Source organism: Halobacillus rhizosphaerae (assembly GCF_046719735.1).
Taxonomy (GTDB): Bacteria; Bacillota; Bacilli; order Bacillales; family Halobacillaceae; genus Halobacillus_B; species Halobacillus_B rhizosphaerae.
The window spans coordinates 349,499-370,047 of record NZ_JAUTWQ010000006.1; the positions used below are offsets into that span (position 1 = coordinate 349,499).

Consider the following 20,549-nt stretch of genomic DNA (forward strand, 5'->3'; position numbering starts at 1 on the left):
AAATTCCAGCCTCATCCATTCTACACACAATTCCTGATACGGATTCCCACATCACTTCCCCATCCCCTATTTTACCTTTCTATTCACACTGCTTTGAAATGGGTATCAAAAATAGTGATTACAGGTATAGAAAATACTCCCTAACGTTACTTATATCCGTCATGATAAAATGGGGAAGCAATAATGATGAAAATGAGGTGCAGCAATGGATACATTTTTACAATATAACCCCACTAAACTTTTCTTCGGAAAGGGACAAGTTGAACAGATTTCAAACGAAATACCTAAAAAAACACGTGTCCTAGTTGTTTATGGCGGAGGAAGCATTAAACAGAATGGAGTATATAATGATGTATTAAAGGAACTTAAGAAAATAGATGCACAAGTTTTTGAACTGCCTGGCGTTGAGCCCAACCCTCGTCTGTCTACTGTTCACAAAGGGGTCGAAATCTGCAAGCAGGAAGGCATCGGTTTTGTCCTTGCGGTTGGAGGCGGGAGCGTGATTGACTGTACCAAAGCCATTGCCGCCGGCTCAGTCTATGATGGTGACGTTTGGGAATTAATAACACAAGCGGCACCGATCGAAAATGCCTTGCCCATCGGGACAGTACTCACACTTGCAGCGACCGGTTCAGAAATGAATCCAGTGTCAGTAATCACAAATTGGGAAACCAATGATAAGCTAGGCTGGGGATCACCACATGTACACCCAACCTTCTCCATCCTGGATCCAGAGTATACTTTTTCAGTCCCAGAAAACCAAACGGTTTACGGTATCGTCGACAGTATGTCACATGCGCTTGAGCATTATTTTCACAGAACCGCGAATACGCCTATGATCGACGGATTTATTGAATCCTTGCTTCGGACGGCCATTCAGACAGGACCAAAGCTGTTAGCAAACCCACAATCCTATGAATACCGTGAAACGATGATGTACATAAGTACAACTGCGTTCAACGGCACCCTTAGTAATGGTACAGATGGTGGCGATTGGGCTACTCATCGTATTGAGCATGCAATCTCAGCGATATATGACATCCCTCATGGTGGAGGTCTTGCCATCTTATTCCCCCATTGGCTGGAACATGTGTTAGAGGAAGACCCAAGTCGCGTAAAACAGCTGGCCATCAATGTACTAGGTGTTGATCCTTCCGGTAAAGACGATAAAGAAGTCGCTCTTGAAGGAGCACGGTGCCTCCGCAGATTCTGGAATTCTTTAGGAGCACCAAACACATTAGCTGATTATGATATTGATGATCAAAATCTTGAGTCCATTGCAGAAAAAACTTTTATAAAACCAGGTGTTGGCACATATAAAGAATTGAACCGAGAGAATGTAGTAGATATATTAAAGCGATCATTATAATAATTATTGAGAACAAGAAAGGGAAAGAGAGTGTTTCTCTGCCCCTTTCTTGTCTGGATAAGAACTCATTGCAAATGGGGCTACAAATAACACACTTTTCCCCTGCCTATCCCACAATTGAATGACTAAAATAGTAGTAGCTGGAAAATAACCGAAGTTAAAGAAAAGGTTAATATATGTATCGTGCCCAGAAAAGCCGAATTTCCAAAACTTCCTCGATGATATTAATCAAATACCCTATAAGAACTCCAAGCGGAAAATATCCAACAATGTGTCTATTATCACAGAATATGAAGCACCATGCTAAAGGAATGATAAACCAAAAAAAAATAAAAGATCATGTAAATACCTCCTACTTTGCGAAGGAGAAATTCCCTAAGTGTATTTAACCCTAGGTATTCACATGAGTTCATTTACTTATTCTGCCTAATATCTTTTAAAGAACAGGTATGTGTTCACCAGATAAACCAAGTAGAAAATTACCGTTTCTTAAATGTGCAGCATATCACTTGTGTGTATTAGAGCGAATAAATTCCTGCCTACTTCTCCTCTAAAGTGTCTGTAACGCCCCACACTTTTTTATAATTTGTATAATTATTCACGGCAATATCTAAGTCATGAAACATACGATGCAGCTCAACAAACTCATCTAACCCGGCAAGTTTTCGAATCTTCTCAATGTCCGATTCTTGAACTTCACCATATTCATGCTGCTGATCTAGATACTCCAAAATATAGTCCGCTTCTTTTCTTTGTTTCTTATAGTCAATCTCATCCTTTCCTCCATACCCCAAGGTCTGATTGTAAAAATGATGTTCGTCTTTGACAAATTGATTGATTCCCTTAGAAACCCGGGATTGATCCTCAGAGGAATCGGCAGCTGCTTCTGCATCTCCCTGAGCAGTGCTTTCTACGGACTTCGTTTCGCCTTCAGATAATAGTGAGAAGCTAACGGCACTGATTACTCCAATGATTAAAACCACACTAATTCCGACTGACCACCAAATGATTTTATTCATTTTTCCACCTTCTTACATAAATTCTATCAAGTGTTAATCTAGTACTAGAGTATCAGACCAATATTTTACTGTAAATCATATAGTAGAATATAAACAGGAATTAAGTTTGTGTTATTCAAATTCTCTGGTATTCAAAATTCACAATAGAACTTTATTGATTTTCACTTAAGCAATTGTCTTTTCCGAGCACACAACAAAGCCCGAACCTAGGTAAGTTCGGGCTTTGGGACTCTTCACACTTATTATTTTTTGTAAATACTTAATTTGTTTTCAATCGGAGTACGTTCTTTCGCTTTCGGTTCTTTATCAAAATAACCGAGGTGTAAGAAACCGACAATTTTCTCTCCAGGCTTAACACCTAAGATTTCCCGGACGCGGGGTTCATGAATCTGAGGATTTGTTTTCCAGACTACTCCTAATTTGCGTTCCCATGAAAGCAATTGAAAGTTCTGAATGAGGCTGCTGATCGCTCCAAAGTTCTCTTCCCACTGTTTCTGACGCGGATCTTCTTCCATTACTGGAATCAGAAAAGCGGCGGGCTGACTGAAATAATTCCTTCGGTTCTCTTGTCTTTCTCTCGGAAAAGTCTGAACGATATCTTCTACAAAGTCACTCGTTTCCTCAGTCGGCACAAAGATAAAACGCCAAGGTTCTCTAAGCCCGTGGGTTGGCGCCCATCTGGCATCATCTAATAATTCTCTAATTAATTCTTCAGGTACTTCCTTATCCAAATATCCGCTTTTCACTGATCTGCGTGCACGAATAATTTTGGCTAGATCTGTTTTCTCTTCTTCCATATGTCTCACCTGCATTTATTAGATTGAGTTCATTCTGACGATAATGATAATCGTTATCACTACAATTGTCAATTCTATTATAGTATATACTACGTCCTGCGTATCGACCACTTTTTTCCCAAATTGATCAACCCTTTTCTGACCTTCGCTTTCGCTTCGTTCGCTGTAGATATGTTTAACTGGTTGGATTTTCGTAAATGTTGTAACCATTACTCTCCTTTAGATAATAACAACAACGGATTTTACCTACCTTTGGAAGAAAAAAATAGGAACGAAGGCAACAAGGAGTGAATCATGATGAAAAAACTAGTTTACGGCGTGTTTTCCCTGCTTTATCTGGGAGTTACTCTTTTTGGTCTTGGTCCCATATTATTTTCAGATGGACCTATGAAATCAAGGATGTACTCTTTGGCGATTGTCATTTTTATTTATATCGCCCTTGGGTTAATTTTATTAATTTGGAATAAAAAAAGCGGAAGACAAAAATAGCTTTAAGAAGAGCCGTTAAACCTCTCATGCAGAGTTTAACGGCTCTTCTTTCCCTTTCACTTAGCCCCTCTATGCCCCCACGGTTTAAATACTGAAAAAGATTAATTTTTCACCTCTATTCCCCTTGGTTCATCCGTGAAGAAGAGTAATAAAGGTGGGAACAAACATATACTTCTGGTGATCTAGAAGTCTTGCTTGGTGGCAAGACAAAAAATCCGAGCGTTGATGGAAGAAGGTCGTTACCATTTCATCAATGTTCGGATTTAATTATGGCAAAAAGATTTATGTCCCGGTTTCAGGCGAACTACTGCGGAATTTTAAGGATGGTACCCATTAGTAAAAAGTCAGGATTAGATATGTGATTGACTTGAACTAGCTTAGATACACTCGTATTATACCGCCGGGCAATGCTGTATAGCGTATCGCCTGCCTTCACTGCATAAGCAGTATAATGGGGTTCTGCTTGACCTGGAATAACTAGGACCTGTCCCACCGTTATATAGCTCGCATTTGCCAAATGATTGGCGGATACGATGGATGAAACAGAAACCCCGTATTTACGAGCCAGGCTGTATAGAGTATCCCCTGATAGGACGGTATAGGTATGAATTGAAGAGGGCTCACTGATTACAAGCACCTGCCCTGCTCGAATATAGCTTGGGTCAGCTAAATGATTCATTTCTGCCATCTGCTGCACCGTCATCCCGTATTTTTTTGCAATCCTATATAATGTATCCCCTGGTTTTACCACATAAGTGTCCCCCGCAGATTGGACGAATAAAAGATCACGGACAGTCACAAATTTATATCCCTTCGCTTTGAGTTTTGAAATCATCGTTGGAAGAGCACCAGGGGTTCCGGAAGCCCCCTCCCCTGTATGCATTAAAATAATTGACCCTGGTACGATATGATCCATTACCTTATTAGTTATCGCTGCACTTGAAGTGCCTTTCCAATCCAGAGTATCAATATTCCATTGAATGGTGTGGGTAAAACCAGCACTACCAGCTGCGGAAAGAACCGCAGAATTCACAGCTCCAAATGGGGCACGGAAAAGAGGTTTTGAAGATTTGCCAGTTGTGCTTTTAATCATAGCTTCCGTTTGATTTAATTCGTTTTTCATTTGCGCTGCGGAAAGCGTAGTGAAGTCAGGATGAGAATACGAATGATTGCCAATATCATAGCCGGCAGCGATAATTTTTTTAACTGCTCTTGGGTGAGCTTTTGTTCCGGAACCTGTTAGAAAGAAGGTAGCCGTAATTTGGTGGTCCGCAAGCACCGAAAGAATCTTCTCAATATTGGTTCCATCGGCTCCATCGTCAAAGGTAAGCGCTACGACTTTATTCGCTGAAGTTCCTTTTGCAACAAATTGAGAGCTGGCGGCTTGGACATGGAGAGAAGAGAATAGAGGAAAAGAGATCAGCAGGGTGAGAACAACACAGAGTTTTACTAGTTTAGTACTCAACTCTATCACCTCTTAGTTTAGTTATGCTAAAAAGTCAGCATATGTACATTTTTATAATGAATTCAATCCATTATTACAGGTGAATAAAGGCGGGCTCTTATAGTCCTATTATACCTCTTACCAGGCCATTTTCCTATTCCATAAGATTCCATTTCTCTAAAAAAACAGGAGCTCCCCATTGATTGGGGAGCTCCTAATATTAAGCAAAGGTCTGTTTTAAATGTTCAGCTTTCTTAACGGTTTCTTTCATTAAGTCGGCTGCCGTCTTGTTATCGGATGTTAAATTGTCAACAGTAGCATTCATTTCTTCTAAACTTGCTGCCGATTGCTGAATAATGGTTGCAAGCTCACTCGTCGCAAGTTCCACCGTTGCTGTTTTCCCTCGTACACTGTTAGCGAGCTGTGTGAAGCCATCCAGCTTTTCATCCAGCATGGCAAGTGTAGAAGCCATTTGGTCGAAAAAGGTTTGCAGGTCTTCTGATGTTTGGGCTCCGTGATCGATCTTTTCTTTACTTTGTTCCATTTTATCTAATGAAATCGACGTGCTGCGATTCAGTTCTTCTAAGTTTTCGGTAATTTGTTCGGTCGCTTGACTGGATACTTCAGCAAGCTTTCGGATTTCATCAGCAACTACAGAAAACCCTTTCCCTGCTTCACCTGCACGCGCCGCTTCGATGGAAGCATTAAGGGCAAGCAAGTTCGTCTGGTTCGTAATCTCATCTATGGTACTCGTAAAGGTATTAATCTCGCCAATCTTGTTAGACACGATCGTAAAGTTGCGATTTAACTCTTCTATAAAAATCTTCATCTCCTGCATTTCATTTTGCAAATGCATCATTTGTTCTCTACCAGATTGAACTACCTCATTAGCCTGTCTTGATTCACGACTTAATTCCTTGGAAGCCTGGTCGATACCTCCCATGGAAGACTGAGTATCATTCGCATTTTCCGTAATATCAGAAATTTGTTCGGACTGATCCTGGCTGCCTGAAGTTATCTGACTAATCGCTTCCCTTATATCATTTTGGGCATCTAAATTTAGTTGAATCTGACCATCCACTTGAGAAATATCAGCCAGAATGGACAGCAGATTTGATTCTAAGGTGTCTTTTTGTTCCTGCTGACGCTGATTATCCTGTTCGATCTGCATAAGATAATTTCCAATGCGTGAAGCTTGAGAATTATATAATCCTATCATAATCCATAACGTAATCCCAAATAACAGATAAACGAGCAGCGTGTAGCTCATTATAGAACCTATTGCTGTTTGTTCCGTTCCTGCTAAGTAATAATTGACTGCCAGGGTAATCAGTCCAAGGACATATCCTATACCGAAAATGACCCGCTTCATGTGGACAGATGACAGTAAGACAAGAAAGAATACGATCATCAGGACGTGAACGGAGCTTCCTGAAGCCAGTATATGGACCATACCTAGGAAGTTAATTGAAATAATACTTATGTAAGCATACAGGGTATCCTTTTTAACAATAAAATGAAGCAGTACATACAGAACAATATAGCCTGCCAATTCACTTCCAAAACAAATCGCACTAAGTTGGTCATGTTCATAAAAGGACAGCCCCAAACCAGCAATCCATGCCAATGCAAACGTATAAAACGTCAATTTATTCTTCTTGCGTAAATCTCTTAGATAGAAGCTTTCTGTTTCTGTCATATTCTTCCCCCTTACTATGCCGATAAACAGCATTTCCCCTTTAATTAATAGATACAAAGATACATTACTATAGTAGTATCGGATGCAGACAGAGTTTGTTTAACTCCGCTCAATAAAGGTCTATTAAAGGTCATATTTCAACCGGGCGGCCGAGCGTATAATTATACTCACCACTCTACCTTATAATGGAAGGAGGACAGTAAAAAAACTATAAAATAGAAAATACGGGATGTGAGGGTATGTGGAAGAAACAATTGGCTGGATGGTTTGTATTCCTGCTTGTTTTGTCATGGATTCCTATTCCCAATGCAGAGGCAGCATCTGCCTTAACCATTCGTTCACCTGAAGATGGTGAGATCGTTCAAGGAAATAAGGTTCGGATTTCGGGCAAGTATACGGAAACATCCAATATTCAATTAATCATTAATGCTGAGGAGACAGTCGAAGTTATAATGAATCCAGAAGGCCAGAATTCGGGCACATGGTACTACGATTTAAACACAAGCCGATACAATGGTTCCTTAGAGCTGCTCGCTATCGGTACAAATACGTCGACTCGTTATACTGTTTGGTCAAACCGTATTCACCTGAAAACCCATAATAGTCATGCGGCAGAGCCTGTAGTCACTATTATAAGCCCTGAGGATTCAGGACAAATTAAGCAGAACAATGTAAAAATTGAAGTAAAGGCAGCTTCAGAGAACCGATTAAAACGGGTAGAAGTTCGTATAAATGGCGGTCACTGGAAAGCAGCTAAAGAAAAGAATGGCCTGTATGAGTACAAATGGAAAATCAAGCGTCATAAACTGAAAGATCAAACCTTCAGCTTAGAAGCAAGTGCAACAGACTCCAAGGGTACAACTGGATTGAGTTCCACCTCTTATGTTCAGCTTGGAAAAGGGTCAAATGAAGAGACCGCACTCCTTAATCAAGACCGTGCCATGTGGATCTGGGAAAATGCCTCCTATAACCTCCTGTATAATAAAGGCTCCCGAAAGGTTCTAGATGCTATGGCTAAGGATACAAAAACCTTTGACCAGCCCCCCATTACCACCTTATATCTTGGAGTGGGTGATTATTTCGGGACAGATATGCTGGAAGATGAACGAGAGAAAGTACGGGATCTTGTCCAGTGGGCGCATGACCACGGCTATAAGATTCAGGCACTTATGTCAGGAGGGACCAAACCTCCCTATTTTGGTGCGTACCAGGAATACCATCACCTCGCCATACGTGAATTTGAAAATATTTTAAATTACAACTTATCTTCAAAAGAAAAGGAGCGTTTCGACGGAGTAAATATCGACATTGAACCTTATATAGCACCTGAATTCAAAACTGATAAACCTTCTTTACAGCTTCAATACCTGGATCTCTTACAAATATTTATGGAGCGCAAAAAAGCTGCAGGTTCTGGGCTCTCGGTCGGTGCAGCCATACCAAGATGGTATGATTCTTCTGACTTTGCAAAGGGAATTATCTGGGGAGATCCTGGCAAGGAAAAAAATCAGTGGCTATCTCAACATGTCCAAGATATTGTCGATTATATTTCCATCATGGACTATCGTGATCAGGCAGAAGGATCGGCAGGGATCATTGCTCAAGCCCAAGGTGAAATAGATTATGCCAACGAAATTGGCAAACCAAATTCTGTTGTAATTGGCGTAGAAACGAAGGATATTGCTGATGGAGGCGATCCTGAAGTGATCAGTTTTCGCGAGGAAGGACGCACTTATATGGAAGAAGAGCTGAAGAAAATTGAAAGCGCTTTCTCTAAAGAAGAAAGTTATGCCGGAATCGCCATGCATCATTATGATACGATTCGCTATCTTCCGTCTGAATGGAGTCCTGATGCAGTCTACTGGAAACCGCCGGAAGATTTCGAACCCCCTACTCAAATTAGTAAACCTTTGAAGGCCGATCCATTTGACTATCAGAGCGTGACCCTTAGCTATGGAAGATCTTTTGATAATCAGGAAATTGAAGAATACCGGATTTACAGGAGTACCGATCCTGCTTTCCAAGCGAGTAATGATACGTTTGCCGGAGCTTCCAGAAGTTTAGAGTTTACAGATACTGGTTTATTACCAAATACTACTTATTATTATAAAGTAGCGGCAGTCGATGTAACCGGAAATACCGGTCCGTTATCATCTATGGTTTCAGCTGCTACCACGAGTACGGACTTACTGCCAATGATCATAAATGACGCTTCCATTGTCTTCGATGGGACAAAAGCTAAGGTGACCGTAAACGTAGTGGACTTAAAGAATCATCAAGGGCTATCAGCGGTCATCGGCGGTCGTTTTACTCGGTTAAGCGGTAAATATATGACAACGAACACCAATGCATCCGGTCATACAGAATTCTTTTCTGAAGAATTGGGAAATGTAAAAGGTCAAGTAGGATTCAAAGTGAACTCTCTGACAAGCGATGGCTATTACTGGGCCTCCGCCTATGATCTGAAAGGTGAACTGTTAACAGAGTGGAACAAACAAACGATCCCAGTCTATGAAGATGCTTTTATTCGGAGCGGTGACTTCGCCGATCTTAACTATGGCACAGAGCCACTGCTTGATATTAAAGATGTAGATGATCACAAAAGTACCAACTATGACCGTGCCGCCTTGTTAAAATTTGATTTCTCTTCTCTTCCCATTCATAAGATTAACCAGGCCACTCTTCATTTCTATGTAAACCAAGAAGTTACCGATGCAGCAGTCGAGAAAGTCCCAGTTTCAATTACAGGTCTTGTAGATGATCATTGGAGTGAAGGTAATGTAAATTGGAATAACCAGCCTGCGCAAAGTGAAAATGATTCCTACATCGGTCAGCTGAATATTACTCACAAAGGGTGGTACAGCATCAATGTCTCGGAATATATAAAAGACCAACTATCCGATAAAACGTTAACCATTCGTTTAGAGGATCAAAATGCCACAGATCGAAGCGTTTTTGTACACAGCAAAGATAACCTGCACCCTGCTTATATTGATGTGTATTGATGAGGATAAGACTGTAGCTATTCTGCAATGAAGAAACCCCAAATGGTAAGGGAGGTACCCTTCCATTTGGGTTTTCAAATCAGGCCATTCATTTTCTATCCTACCCCAGAAAAATCGCCCCATAAATGAGAGATCCTAATATCACAAAAGCCGGATGCAGCTTCACTTTTTCTAATAACAGGAGGCTTACTGCTATTAATCCAAGGGTTTGAAATAGGCCGGCCGCTTCATAAGAGTTCCTGAAAAACTGCCAGGCCATGATACCGAGTAGGATAGCAATGGCAGGCCGAATGAGGTTGGTCATCGTCTTCACCCGTGGTGAATCTTTAAATTTGTAAAGCAGACTAAGGAGCAGAATCATTAAAATAAGCGATGGGGCGACCGTGGCGAACACCCCCACAAATGTCCCAAGGTAACCTCCCTGCTGATAGCCAATAAAGCCTGCCATTTTAGTGGCGATTGGCCCTGGCAGAGCGTTTGCCATGGCGAGCATTTCACTAAATTCTGTCACATTCATCCAATGAAACCGGTCCACGACTTCATTTTCAACTAAAGGGATTGAGGCTGGGCCGCCGCCATATCCGATAATTCCGGGAATGAAGAACGCAACGAAGATTTTCCAAAAGATCATGAGGATTGCTCCTGCCCTTTAAGAGGTCCAGCTTCTTTCTGGCTCATCGGTTTCACAAGGGCATACACAAGCAGTGCCAATATGATGAGTCCAGGATGGAGACCAAGCCATTCTATTAATACTAATGATCCGGCCCCAATCAATAAAGTAACTGGCCATCCTAAATTTATTTTTGACTTTTTAATGAAATCATACGTAAGTTTAGCAAGCATAACCCCTACAACGGGCACCACTGCATGAGTCATCCCGTTTACCCATGGCTGGTCGCGGAAAGAGTTCAAAGAAGTTATGAGGACAATCATAATCACTATCGTAGGGATAATGGTAGCTAACACTGCATTCATCATCCCTAATAATCCTGACACACGATAACCAATATACCCCGCCATCTTGGTAGCGATAGGACCTGGCAGGGAATTCCCTAGAGCCAGGATATCTCCAAATTCGTCATCTGATAACCACTGATACTTATCCACTACTTCCTTATGTACTAATGGTATGGATGAAGGTCCGCCGCCATAACCAAGCATCCCCACTCGAAAAAAGGCTATAAAGAGGTTCCACTGTTGCATGATCCATCAGCTCCTTTCCTTCTCCTCCCTCTTATTCCCTAATAAGCAGAGATCGTACCATCTGTTCTTGATTCCGTCCCTCCGTACAGAGTACCAGTTTCGTAATCGCGCCAAATGATCTGTCCTCGGCCGAATGCCCCCGTCTCCAATTGAACTTCAATGTGGTGACCTTTTCTTTTCAGTGCTTCTGCAACATGAGCTGGGAAATTGGGTTCAACCCAGACGGTACGATCCTTCATCCATTGCCATCTAGGTGAGTCCAGTGTTGCTTGAGGGTTTAAATGAAAATCAATCGTGTTCATGACTACCTGCACGTGTCCCTGGGGCTGCATAAATCCTCCCATTACTCCAAAGGGACCTATAGGTTTATTATCTTTGGTTAAAAATCCTGGAATAATCGTATGGTAAGACCGTTTATTTCCTGCCAGTGAATTAACGTGGCCTTCTTCCAGAGAGAAATTGTGTCCCCGATTTTGAAGAGCAATCCCCGTTCCCGGAACCACTAATCCAGAACCAAATCCCATATAATTACTCTGGATAAAGGAGACCATATTTCCGTCTTTATCTGCAGCAGCTAGATAAACCGTACCTCCCTTAGGCGGTGTGCCCGCTTCTGGCTGCATCGCTTGATCAGTAATTAATGACCGCCTTAGCTCTGCATATTCTTCACTTAGTAAATCATCACACGAAACATCCATATAGGCATCGTCTGCCACAAATTTATGACCATCCGCAAACGCTAATTTCATGGCTTCCATCTGCTTATGATACGTGTCGACTGCTTCTTTTTCTTTCAGGTCGAAACCTTTTAAAATATTCAAAGCCGATAACGCCACAATCCCCTGACCGTTCGGAGGGATTTCCCATACATCATAACCACGGTAATCAACCGAAATCGGATCGACCCATTCAGGATGATAATTTTCCAGGTCGCTTTTACGAATGAATCCCCCATACTCTTTTGAAAAGTTGTCTATTTCATCGGCAATCTCGCCATGATAAAAGGTCTCTGCATTAGTATCTGCAATTTTCCGTAAAGTTTCCGCATGTCCCTTAGAAGACCAAACTTCCCCAATAGCCGGAGCACGACCTTCTGGAGCAAATGTTTCGAACCAGTGGTTAAATTCATCTCCCTTAAGCAGGTGTTTAAATTTCTCTGCTGCCGCTGACCAGAACTTACCCAGGACTGGCGAGATAGGAAAACCTTCCTCAGCATACTGGATCGCCGGAGCAAGTACATCTTTAAGAGGCAGCTTTCCAAATCGACGTGATAATTCCGCCCAAGCTCCTGGGGCACCAGGGACTGTCACAGGTGTAAATCCATAAGTCGGTATTTCACTGTGGCCGCGTTTTTTCAGTTCTTCAATAGAAAGCGAAGCGGGAGAATGACCGCTTCCGTTCAATCCATACAGTTTATCCTTCACCCATACCAGGGCAAAAGCATCTCCTCCTATGCCATTCGAGGTCGGTTCCACGACCGTCAGTGTCGCTGCTGCAGCAATTGCCGCATCAATTGCATTCCCGCCTTGCTGCAATATGGATAGTCCTGCTTGCGCAGCCAGGGGTTGAGAAGCTGCTACCATTCCATTGCGGGCAATCGTTGTCTGCCTAGTCGTTTCGTACGGATAATATAAGTAGTCTAAATGATTCAATGCCATTCAGCTCCTTTTCCCTTAAAATTATAAACTGCCTCACTATATAAATGTGATTAAACTTCGTGACAGGCAACATAATGATTGGTCTTAACTTCTCTCCACGCAGGTCGTTCTACTCTGCAGCGTTCATGGGCAAGAGGGCAGCGTGTATGAAAGGGACAACCGTTAGGATAATCGGCTGGATTAGGAAGTTCCCCCTCTAATCGGATCCTTTCTTTTCTTCTGCCCGGAATTGGCCGAGGAATCGCTGATAACAAAGCTTTTGTATAGGGATGCAAAGGGTTTGAAAATATTTCTTCCGTAGGGGCCAGTTCCGCTGTCGCCCCTAAATACATCACCAGGACTCGATTACAAATGTGGCGGACCACCCCTAAGTCGTGAGCAATAAATAAATAAGTTAACTGGTGAGACTGCTGTAATTGTTTCAATAACTGGATGATCTGCGCCTGAACTGACACATCTAGTGCGGAGACCGCTTCATCGCAGACGATTAAGGAAGGATTTAATGAAATTGCCCTTGCAATTCCGATCCTCTGCCGCTGGCCGCCGCTGAATTCATGGGGATAACGATCCATATGATCTTCTTTTAAACCCACTTCCACAAGCAGTTCTTTGACCCTTTGTCTCCGCTCTTTTCTGCTTATAGACGTATGGATTATAAAAGCTTCTTCAAGAGCATCACCAATACGCTGCCTGGGGTTAAGAGAGGCATAAGGATCTTGGAAAATCATTTGCATCTCTTTTTTGTATTTTTTAAATTGCCGTTCTGAAAGGCCTCCGATTTCTTCACCACGAAATTTGATCGACCCTTCCGTCAATTTTTCCAGCCCGAGGATTGTTCTTCCTAAAGTTGACTTGCCGCAGCCTGATTCTCCTACAACGCCTAATGTTTCTCCCTCCATCACATCCACTGTTACATTTTCTACGGCCTGGACATTGGATATGGTTTTCTTGAAAAAGCTGCTTTTTACAGGGAAATATTTCTTCACTTCATTCATTTCAAGAATAGGCTCTGTGTTTACGGTCATGAGAGTTTACCTCCTCTTCTTGCAGCCAGCATTTAGACTGATGGTGGTCGGATATTTTGAAAGATGGAGGCTCTTGTTCCATACATTTTTCCATCGCATATGGACATCTGGGGTGAAATCTGCACCCTTCAATTTTTTCACTTAAATTAGGAAGTGACCCAGGGATAGCCTCTAGCTTTTGACTGGCATCATCTACATTGGGAACAGATGCTAACAGTCCTTGTGTATAGGGATGCTGTGGATTTGAGAAAATTTCTTCTACGGTTCCTGTTTCTACAACGTTGCCGGCATACATAACCATCACTCTGTCCGCCACTTCTGCTACCACTCCCATGTCATGTGTAACCATAACGACGCCCATGCCTAATTCTGCCTTTAAGTCATCAATTAAATCCAATATTTGTGCTTGAATCGTAACATCCAACGCTGTTGTCGGTTCATCGGCAATTAATAAGGCCGGATTACAGGCAAGCGCTATGGCAATCATTACACGCTGCCTCATTCCCCCGCTTAATTCGTGGGGATACTGTTTGAGTCTTTTTTCTGAGTTTGGAATCCCAACCTGCTGAAGCAATTCAATCGCTCTATTTCTCGTTTCCGTTTTATTTAATTTCGTATGAAGCTTTAGGGGTTCCTTCAACTGATAGCCAATGGTAAAGACGGGATTCAGAGCTGTCATGGGCTCTTGAAATATCATCGAGATATCATTGCCTCGCAGCTTTCTCATTTGCTCTTCTTTCTTCGTAGTCAGTTCTTCTCCTTTGAAAGTAATCGACCCTGCGGTGATTTCTCCATTACTTGGAAGAAGCTGCAAAACTGATAAGGTCGTAATACTTTTTCCGCATCCCGATTCCCCGACGATACAAAGAGTTTCTTGCTGATCTACAGAAAAGGAAACTCCCCGGACAGCAGAAAGTCTGCCTTCTGCTGTCCGGAAAGAAGTTACTAAGTTATGAACGTTTAATAACTGTTTTTCCATGTTACCCCTACTCTCTATGAACGTTATAAAGCGACCATTGTCCAGTTGGATCAATCTGGATCCCTTTAACTGATTTATCATAAGCGGCCGTAACGACACCATGATGCATGGGAACCCAGACGGCATCTTTCACGGCCATCAAATTTGCTTCATTTAATTTTTCTTTACGAACATCCTGATCCACAGTTACGCGGGAAGCATCTACAAGTTTATCGAATTCACTGTTGTTATAGGACATGCGGTTAGAGGAGCCAATGTTATCAGAATGCAAGTTCGGATAAAGCAGTTCACTTCCATCAGCAGTACTGTTTGACCAGCCTAGGAAGGTCATATCAAAATCTCCCTTGGCAGTTGTATCAAGAAATGTACCCCATTCCATGGTCTCAATTTCTACCTTCAGTCCTGCTTCAGCAAGCTGGGACTGGACAATTTCTGCCATTTTCATGTAGCTGTCTCGATTAGCAGCTAGCAACGTTAATTTCTGCCCTTCGTAGCCATTGTCTTTCAGCATTTGTTTCGCTTTTTCTGGATCATAACTGTATCCTGCATCAGCAGCTCCTTCTTCGTAACCAAAAACCTTCGGACCGATGATGCTTTCGTTCTTAATTCCTAATCCTTTTAACTGTTTAACATATGCTTCTCTATCAATCGCATAGGAAACGGCTTTACGGAATTTAAGATCGTTAAAAGGAGCTTTATTCATATTAAAACCTAGATAATAAACAGGCGTTCCTTCTTTTTGCTGGATCTCCACACTATCAATTGATTTCAATCTTGGAAGTTGTTCAGTCGGAATGGCATCAATAAATTGAACCTCCCCTGTTTGCAGCATAGAAACCGCTGTTGAATATTCAGGGACCACTTTCATCGTTACCTTGTCCAGTTTCGGAGCTCCCTGCCAGTAATCCTCATTTTTCTTCAAGGAAACATGATCTCCTTGTACCCATTCTTCAAAAACAAACGGACCGGTACCGACAGGGTTTTTATTCAAATCTCCTGCTTTGTCAGCTTTTGGACTAACTATAGAGGCATTCGTATGGCACAAAGCAGCTAACAGGGGTCCATAAGGCTTGGCGGTTTTTAGAACGACCGTATTTTCATCTTTTACTTCAATAGATTCAACAGGTTCTAACAATGAGGCACGTGGGGCTGCCCGGTCTTTACTCTTAAATTGTTCAAATGTGTATTTTACTGCCTCCGCGTTAAAAGGGGTCCCATCGTGAAACTTGATATCTTTCTTCAAGTGAATGATCCATGTTTTATCATCTGGATTTTCATAGGATTCCGCCAGGAGCGGTTTGATCTCCATGGTCTCAGGGTCTCTTGTAAATAAAGTTTCATAGACTTGTTCGATCATAGCGGAAGAAACGGAGTCATTGGTGTCTATTGGAGATAACCCTACAACATCTGAAGTAGTGGCATATGTAAGGTCCTGTTGTGCATTGGCATCTCCTGACGCGCTTTCATCCGTTGAAGAACTATTACTACAACCCGCTAAAGCAAAGGCAGCGAAAAAAATGATCGATAACCAGATGATTTTACATTTCTTCATGAATAATCTCCTCCATTATATTAATTTTCCAATTCCATATTTGGATCTAAAGCATCTCTTAACCCATCCCCTACTACGTTGAAGGCAAATACAACGAGCATAATCGCTATCCCGGGAATAATCGTCATATGCGGTGAAGTAAACATAAAATCCTGCCCTGCAGCAATCATGGCTCCCCATTCAGGAGTAGGCGGCTGTGCCCCTAAACCCAGAAAACTGAGTGCTGCCGTAGATAGAATTGCGGTTGCCATGCGCATCGTAGCAAACACAATGATAGGCGCTGTGCAATTAGGAAGAATGTGCTTTAATAGAATGCGGGTATTACTTGCTCCTAGTGACCTCATTGCTAGGATGTACTCCTGATTTTTCACTGAAAGGACACTGCCTCTTACGATTCTGGCGCAGGTTGGGATCGACCAAATACTGATCGCTATCACCACATTCATTAAATTTGTGCCAAGCATGGCAATGATCAGCATAGCGAGAAGAATACCAGGGAAAGCAAATAACAAATCGACAATTCTCATAATAATGGCGTCGAGCTTTCGATAATACCCAGATAATAAGCCGAGAGTAATGCCGCCCAGTAATCCGATGATTACCGACCCCATCCCGACAATCAATGAAATCCTTGCTCCAAATACAAGCCGCGACCAAACGTCTCGTCCATAGTTATCTGTGCCCAGCCAATGTCCCTCGGCCCCTACCCCAAGTTCTGCATGAGCCAGGTCTTGTTTCACAGGGTCATAAGCGGCAAACCACGGAGCAAACACAGCCATAATCATTTGTATAACTATCACAAGTAATCCAAACACAGCCAGTTTGTTCTTTTATCAATCGCTTGAATGTAGTAAATACTACTCTCTCTTTCGATTTTCCATTAGATCTAGAATTGATGTGCTCGTTTGAAATCGAACTAGAACTTGCCACTTCCCAACCTCTCCCATCTAGTCATAATTGATGCGCGGATCAACAAATGCATAGATAATATCAACGAATAAATTCACTACCACAAACAGGGTGGCCACTAAGAGCACGGTACCTTGAACTACAGGAAAGTCGCGAGCAGCAATGGCATCGATCATTAACCTGCCTACCCCATTGATAGCAAAAACCTGTTCCGTAATGATGGTGCCTCCAAGTAAGAAACCAAAATTCAAACCAATGACGGTAATGACAGGGATCATGGCATTTCTTAATGCATGGACCCATATGACGGTTTTTCTTTTCACCCCTTTTGCTCGTGCCGTTCTAATATAATCGGCCCGAATGACTTCAAGCATCGCCGACCTGCTCATGCGAGCGATCATGGCTGCAGAAGCGGTTCCTAACGTAATAGCTGGAAGGATTAATTGCTTGATCCCTTCTATAGTCCAGAAAGGAGCACTCAGCCCCCCAACAGGAAGCCACTGAAGATTTACCGAAAAAATTAAAATTAACATGGCACCCAGCCAAAAGTTTGGAATAGAGATCCCTGCTAAAGCAATCGTCGTACTAGAAAAATCAAACCAGGAATTTTGTTTAATGGCAGAAATAATTCCTGCTGGAACTCCAATAACGACCGCTACCACCATACTTGCAATCGCTAGATTTAAGGTTTGCGGAAATCGAGCAGCTATAGCATCTGCGACCGGTTGATTGTTTTGAAAAGAATAACCCAAGTCCCCTTGCAGCACACCTCCTATGTAATCAAAATATTGCACGAGTACGGGTTTATCTAATCCTAATTCGATTCGAATAGCAGCCAAATCCGATTCAGTTGCTGTCGGACCACCAATAATAGTGGCAGGATCCCCTGGCGCAATATACATGCTCATAAAGACAAGAAACGATATTCCAATAAGTAAAAGCAGCAGCTGAATGAACCGTTTGGAAACTAACCCAACCATCTGATCAACCTCCTCCCTCATGAATTAACCCGGAATTGAATCAATTCTTTTATTTAACTAAAAACAGTATATACTAAGATATACCAAACGATTGTTAATTAAAAAAACATTTTTGATTAACAATCGTCATTTGTATAGTTGTAGATTATAATGCAATATTCCAAAAATTTAAACCCTTTTCGATAAAATATTTTTATTTTTCGTTATTTTCTTACAATTCAGCGTTCTTATTTGAATCACGACTGTAAAAGTGCTAAAATCTTGACGAATCGCTATGATAAGAAAGTCCTGAACGCAGCCACTTTTTTAAGGGGGATCTATATGCAGGAACATGAGAAATCAAAGATAGATGATATGGATAAAAGGATTCTAGAATTACTGATCGAGGATGGCCGCATGTCCTATACAGAAATCGGCAAAGAATTGGGATTATCACGCGTCGCCGTTCGCTCCAGGGTGAATCAATTAATTGATTGCGGAGTCATTGAAAAATTTACCGCAGTCATTAATAGTGAGAAAGTGGGCAAGCAAGTTTCCGCATTTTTTGAAGTAGACTGTGAACCTCGTTCACTTGTGGAAGTAGCTGAAAACTTAGCTAACAATCCCTATGTGGCCAGCTGTTACCAAATGACCGGACCGAGCACTCTGCACATGCACGTCCTGGTAGATGATTTTAAAGATCTCGAATCATTCATTAATACAGAATTGTATGCTCTAGAAGGCATTACCCGGGTCGAAAGCCATACTCTGCTGCGAAGGTTTAAAAGCCGCAGCGGTTTAAAATTATAAAAGGACAAGGTCCGCATGAATGGGGACCTTGTCCTTTTTTGTATCTATTTCTTTTTGAGATCATCTAAAGGAACATCCCCCTGAAATCACTCGAAATTCAATATAGGCCGCTCTGGTCCTATGAACACACACTTAAAATCTAGGCCTTTTCTATTGAACGTAACCAAGCGGTTAATAGAATAGCTCCGAATACCATGACTGCCCCGATCCATGGAGTATGAATAAGACCCATATGATCCACAATGATTCCTCCCACAAAGGATCCTATAGCAATGCCAATATTAAAAGCAGCAATGTTTAAAGCAGAAGCAACATTCACAGCGGAAGGAACATATTTTTCCGCTAAATGGACCACTAAAATTTGCAGCGCCGGTACATTCATAAAAGCAAATAACCCCATAAGAGTAATCACAGCTAACCCTGCGATTTTGAAAGGTGCAGCAAATGTAAGAGCGAATATAATGACCGCTTGTAACACAAACATCCAGAACAAGGCTTTTAATGGGTGATGTTTATCAGAGGCTTTTCCTCCTATCACGTTCCCCGCCGCTACTGCTAAACCGTACACGAGCAGGATTACACTTACCCATTTGGAACTAAAGCCCGTCACTTCCTCCAATAAAGGGGTTAAATACGTAAAGGCTACAAAGGTACCTCCATAACCCAAAGCAGTAATTGCAAAAGCCAGCAACAGTTTTCCGTTCTTCATAATCTTGAGCTGTTCACTGAATTTCGCCGGAGGGGCTTCCTTTAAATCCTTAGGAACAAGCAGGGCACTGGCAATTATTCCTATGATGCCAAGTACAGCTACTCCCCAGAAGGTGGCTCTCCACCCGAATGATTGACCGATAAAAGTCCCCAGTGGAACTCCTGTCACTGTGGCCACTGTTAATCCTGTAAACATAAACGCAATTGCGCTTGCCCGTTTATGAGATGGCACGAGATCGGCCGCAATAGTAGAACCAATCGAAAAGAATATTCCGTGAGAGAACGCCGTAATGATCCGGGCGGTAAGCAGCAAACCAAAACTTCCCGATAAAGCAGCGACAGAGTTACCAATGATAAACAGAACCATTAATGACATTAACAATGACTTTCTGCTCATCTTACTAGTCAGCGCCGTTAATATGGGAGCACCTACTGCTACCCCAATCGCATAGCCAGAGATTAACAAACCGGCAAGTGTTATGGAAATCGTTAAATCATCTGCAATAGATGAGAGCAGTCCGACTGGAACAAATTCAGTTGTTCCAATACCAAAAGCGCTTATCGCCAAAGCCATTAACCCAAGCTTATTTCCTTTTTCCTGATTAGTCGTCGTTGTCTGAGCGTATGAATTCATAAGAGAATTCCTCCTTTGTTGAGTTTTTCACCTTGAAAGAAGAACATTTTCTTACTTTCAAAGAATTCATAGTTGATTATGCGCCCAGATGAGAGGCTTGAGAAGTACGCACTTTCATGTGCTATAGGCACTTATAAGTACCATTTGGAGTCCTTCGGTCTTTAAAGAGCAGGAATTATTTTCACTTTTTTATGGTGAACTAAAAAACTAGCCAAATCGTTGAACAAGTGATAGATTAATAAGCATGGTAATTGACGATATATCACTTTATAATCTATACATGCTAAAAT

At 42.0% G+C, this 20,549-nt stretch carries 16 protein-coding genes and 1 pseudogene; 4 read left to right on the forward strand and 13 right to left on the reverse strand.

Going from position 1 to position 20,549, the window contains the following annotated elements; all coding sequences use genetic code 11:
- Positions 1 to 205: 205 nt before the first annotated feature.
- Positions 206 to 1,369: an iron-containing alcohol dehydrogenase gene (locus Q7A53_RS09445; protein WP_411788900.1), complete on the forward strand. Its 1,164-nt coding sequence runs from the start codon at positions 206 to 208 to the stop codon at positions 1,367 to 1,369.
- Positions 1,370 to 1,908: 539 nt separating this feature from the next.
- Here Q7A53_RS09445 and Q7A53_RS09450 read toward each other — a convergent pair.
- Entirely contained in the window at positions 1,909 to 2,388 is a 480-nt protein-coding gene (locus tag Q7A53_RS09450; protein ID WP_411788901.1) for a hypothetical protein, read from the reverse strand.
- Between the two features lie 242 nt (positions 2,389 to 2,630).
- Positions 2,631 to 3,185 carry a nitroreductase family protein gene (locus tag Q7A53_RS09455; RefSeq protein WP_411788902.1) on the reverse strand — a complete coding sequence of 185 codons (555 nt, stop codon included), beginning with the start codon at positions 3,183 to 3,185 and terminating at the stop codon, positions 2,631 to 2,633.
- A gap of 294 nt (positions 3,186 to 3,479) precedes the next feature.
- On the opposite strand from Q7A53_RS09455, the gene Q7A53_RS09460 reads away from it, so the two are divergent.
- Positions 3,480 to 3,674 carry a DUF6954 family protein gene (locus tag Q7A53_RS09460; RefSeq protein ID WP_411788903.1) on the forward strand — a complete coding sequence of 65 codons (195 nt, stop codon included), beginning with the start codon at positions 3,480 to 3,482 and terminating at the stop codon, positions 3,672 to 3,674.
- A 304-nt stretch (positions 3,675 to 3,978) separates the two neighbouring features.
- On the opposite strand, the gene Q7A53_RS09465 is transcribed toward Q7A53_RS09460, so the two are convergent.
- Together Q7A53_RS09465 and Q7A53_RS09470 are read right to left on the reverse strand one after the other, a co-directional pair.
- Positions 3,979 to 5,139: a LysM peptidoglycan-binding domain-containing protein gene (locus tag Q7A53_RS09465; protein ID WP_411788904.1), complete on the reverse strand. Its 1,161-nt coding sequence runs from the start codon at positions 5,137 to 5,139 to the stop codon at positions 3,979 to 3,981.
- A gap of 199 nt (positions 5,140 to 5,338) precedes the next feature.
- Positions 5,339 to 6,817, reverse strand: coding sequence for a methyl-accepting chemotaxis protein (locus Q7A53_RS09470; protein ID WP_411788905.1), 1,479 nt, complete (start codon positions 6,815 to 6,817; stop codon positions 5,339 to 5,341).
- A gap of 239 nt (positions 6,818 to 7,056) precedes the next feature.
- Between Q7A53_RS09470 and Q7A53_RS09475 the strand changes: the two genes are divergently transcribed.
- Positions 7,057 to 9,822, forward strand: a complete 2,766-nt coding sequence (locus tag Q7A53_RS09475) for a CBM96 family carbohydrate-binding protein (protein ID WP_411788906.1) — start codon at positions 7,057 to 7,059, stop codon at positions 9,820 to 9,822.
- Between the two features lie 100 nt (positions 9,823 to 9,922).
- Here Q7A53_RS09475 and Q7A53_RS09480 read toward each other — a convergent pair whose 3' ends face one another.
- The 8 genes and pseudogenes from Q7A53_RS09480 to nikB form a co-directional block, all read right to left on the reverse strand.
- The gene (locus Q7A53_RS09480) at positions 9,923 to 10,453 is read right to left on the reverse strand and encodes a chromate transporter (RefSeq protein WP_411788907.1); all 531 of its coding nucleotides are present in this window, start codon (positions 10,451 to 10,453) and stop codon (positions 9,923 to 9,925) included.
- On the reverse strand, positions 10,450 to 11,025 hold the full coding sequence (locus Q7A53_RS09485) for a chromate transporter (RefSeq protein ID WP_411788908.1): 576 nt from the start codon (positions 11,023 to 11,025) through the stop codon (positions 10,450 to 10,452). The genes Q7A53_RS09480 and Q7A53_RS09485 overlap by 4 nt, the downstream gene beginning before the upstream one ends.
- A gap of 38 nt (positions 11,026 to 11,063) precedes the next feature.
- Positions 11,064 to 12,608, reverse strand: coding sequence for a gamma-glutamyltransferase family protein (locus tag Q7A53_RS09490; RefSeq protein ID WP_411788952.1), 1,545 nt, complete (start codon positions 12,606 to 12,608; stop codon positions 11,064 to 11,066).
- Between the two features lie 125 nt (positions 12,609 to 12,733).
- The gene (locus Q7A53_RS09495) at positions 12,734 to 13,708 is read right to left on the reverse strand and encodes an ABC transporter ATP-binding protein (RefSeq protein WP_411788909.1); all 975 of its coding nucleotides are present in this window, start codon (positions 13,706 to 13,708) and stop codon (positions 12,734 to 12,736) included.
- A complete protein-coding gene (locus Q7A53_RS09500) occupies positions 13,680 to 14,687 on the reverse strand; it encodes an ABC transporter ATP-binding protein (RefSeq protein WP_411788910.1) in 1,008 nt (335 codons plus the stop codon). Before Q7A53_RS09500 ends, Q7A53_RS09495 begins: the two co-directional genes overlap by 29 nt.
- Before the next feature lie 7 nt (positions 14,688 to 14,694).
- Positions 14,695 to 16,239, reverse strand: coding sequence for a glutathione ABC transporter substrate-binding protein (locus tag Q7A53_RS09505; protein WP_411788911.1), 1,545 nt, complete (start codon positions 16,237 to 16,239; stop codon positions 14,695 to 14,697).
- 20 nt (positions 16,240 to 16,259) lie between these two features.
- Positions 16,260 to 17,136, reverse strand: a pseudogene (locus Q7A53_RS09510) (ABC transporter permease).
- A gap of 50 nt (positions 17,137 to 17,186) precedes the next feature.
- Positions 17,187 to 18,128: a nickel ABC transporter permease gene (nikB, locus tag Q7A53_RS09515; RefSeq protein ID WP_411788912.1), complete on the reverse strand. Its 942-nt coding sequence runs from the start codon at positions 18,126 to 18,128 to the stop codon at positions 17,187 to 17,189.
- A gap of 321 nt (positions 18,129 to 18,449) precedes the next feature.
- Here nikB and Q7A53_RS09520 point away from each other — a divergent pair, with 321 nt between their 5' ends.
- Entirely contained in the window at positions 18,450 to 18,917 is a 468-nt protein-coding gene (locus tag Q7A53_RS09520; protein WP_411788913.1) for an Lrp/AsnC family transcriptional regulator, read from the forward strand.
- A 139-nt stretch (positions 18,918 to 19,056) separates the two neighbouring features.
- On the opposite strand, the gene Q7A53_RS09525 is transcribed toward Q7A53_RS09520, so the two are convergent.
- Positions 19,057 to 20,259: an MFS transporter gene (locus Q7A53_RS09525; protein WP_411788914.1), complete on the reverse strand. Its 1,203-nt coding sequence runs from the start codon at positions 20,257 to 20,259 to the stop codon at positions 19,057 to 19,059.
- Between the last annotated feature and the right edge of the window lie 290 nt (positions 20,260 to 20,549).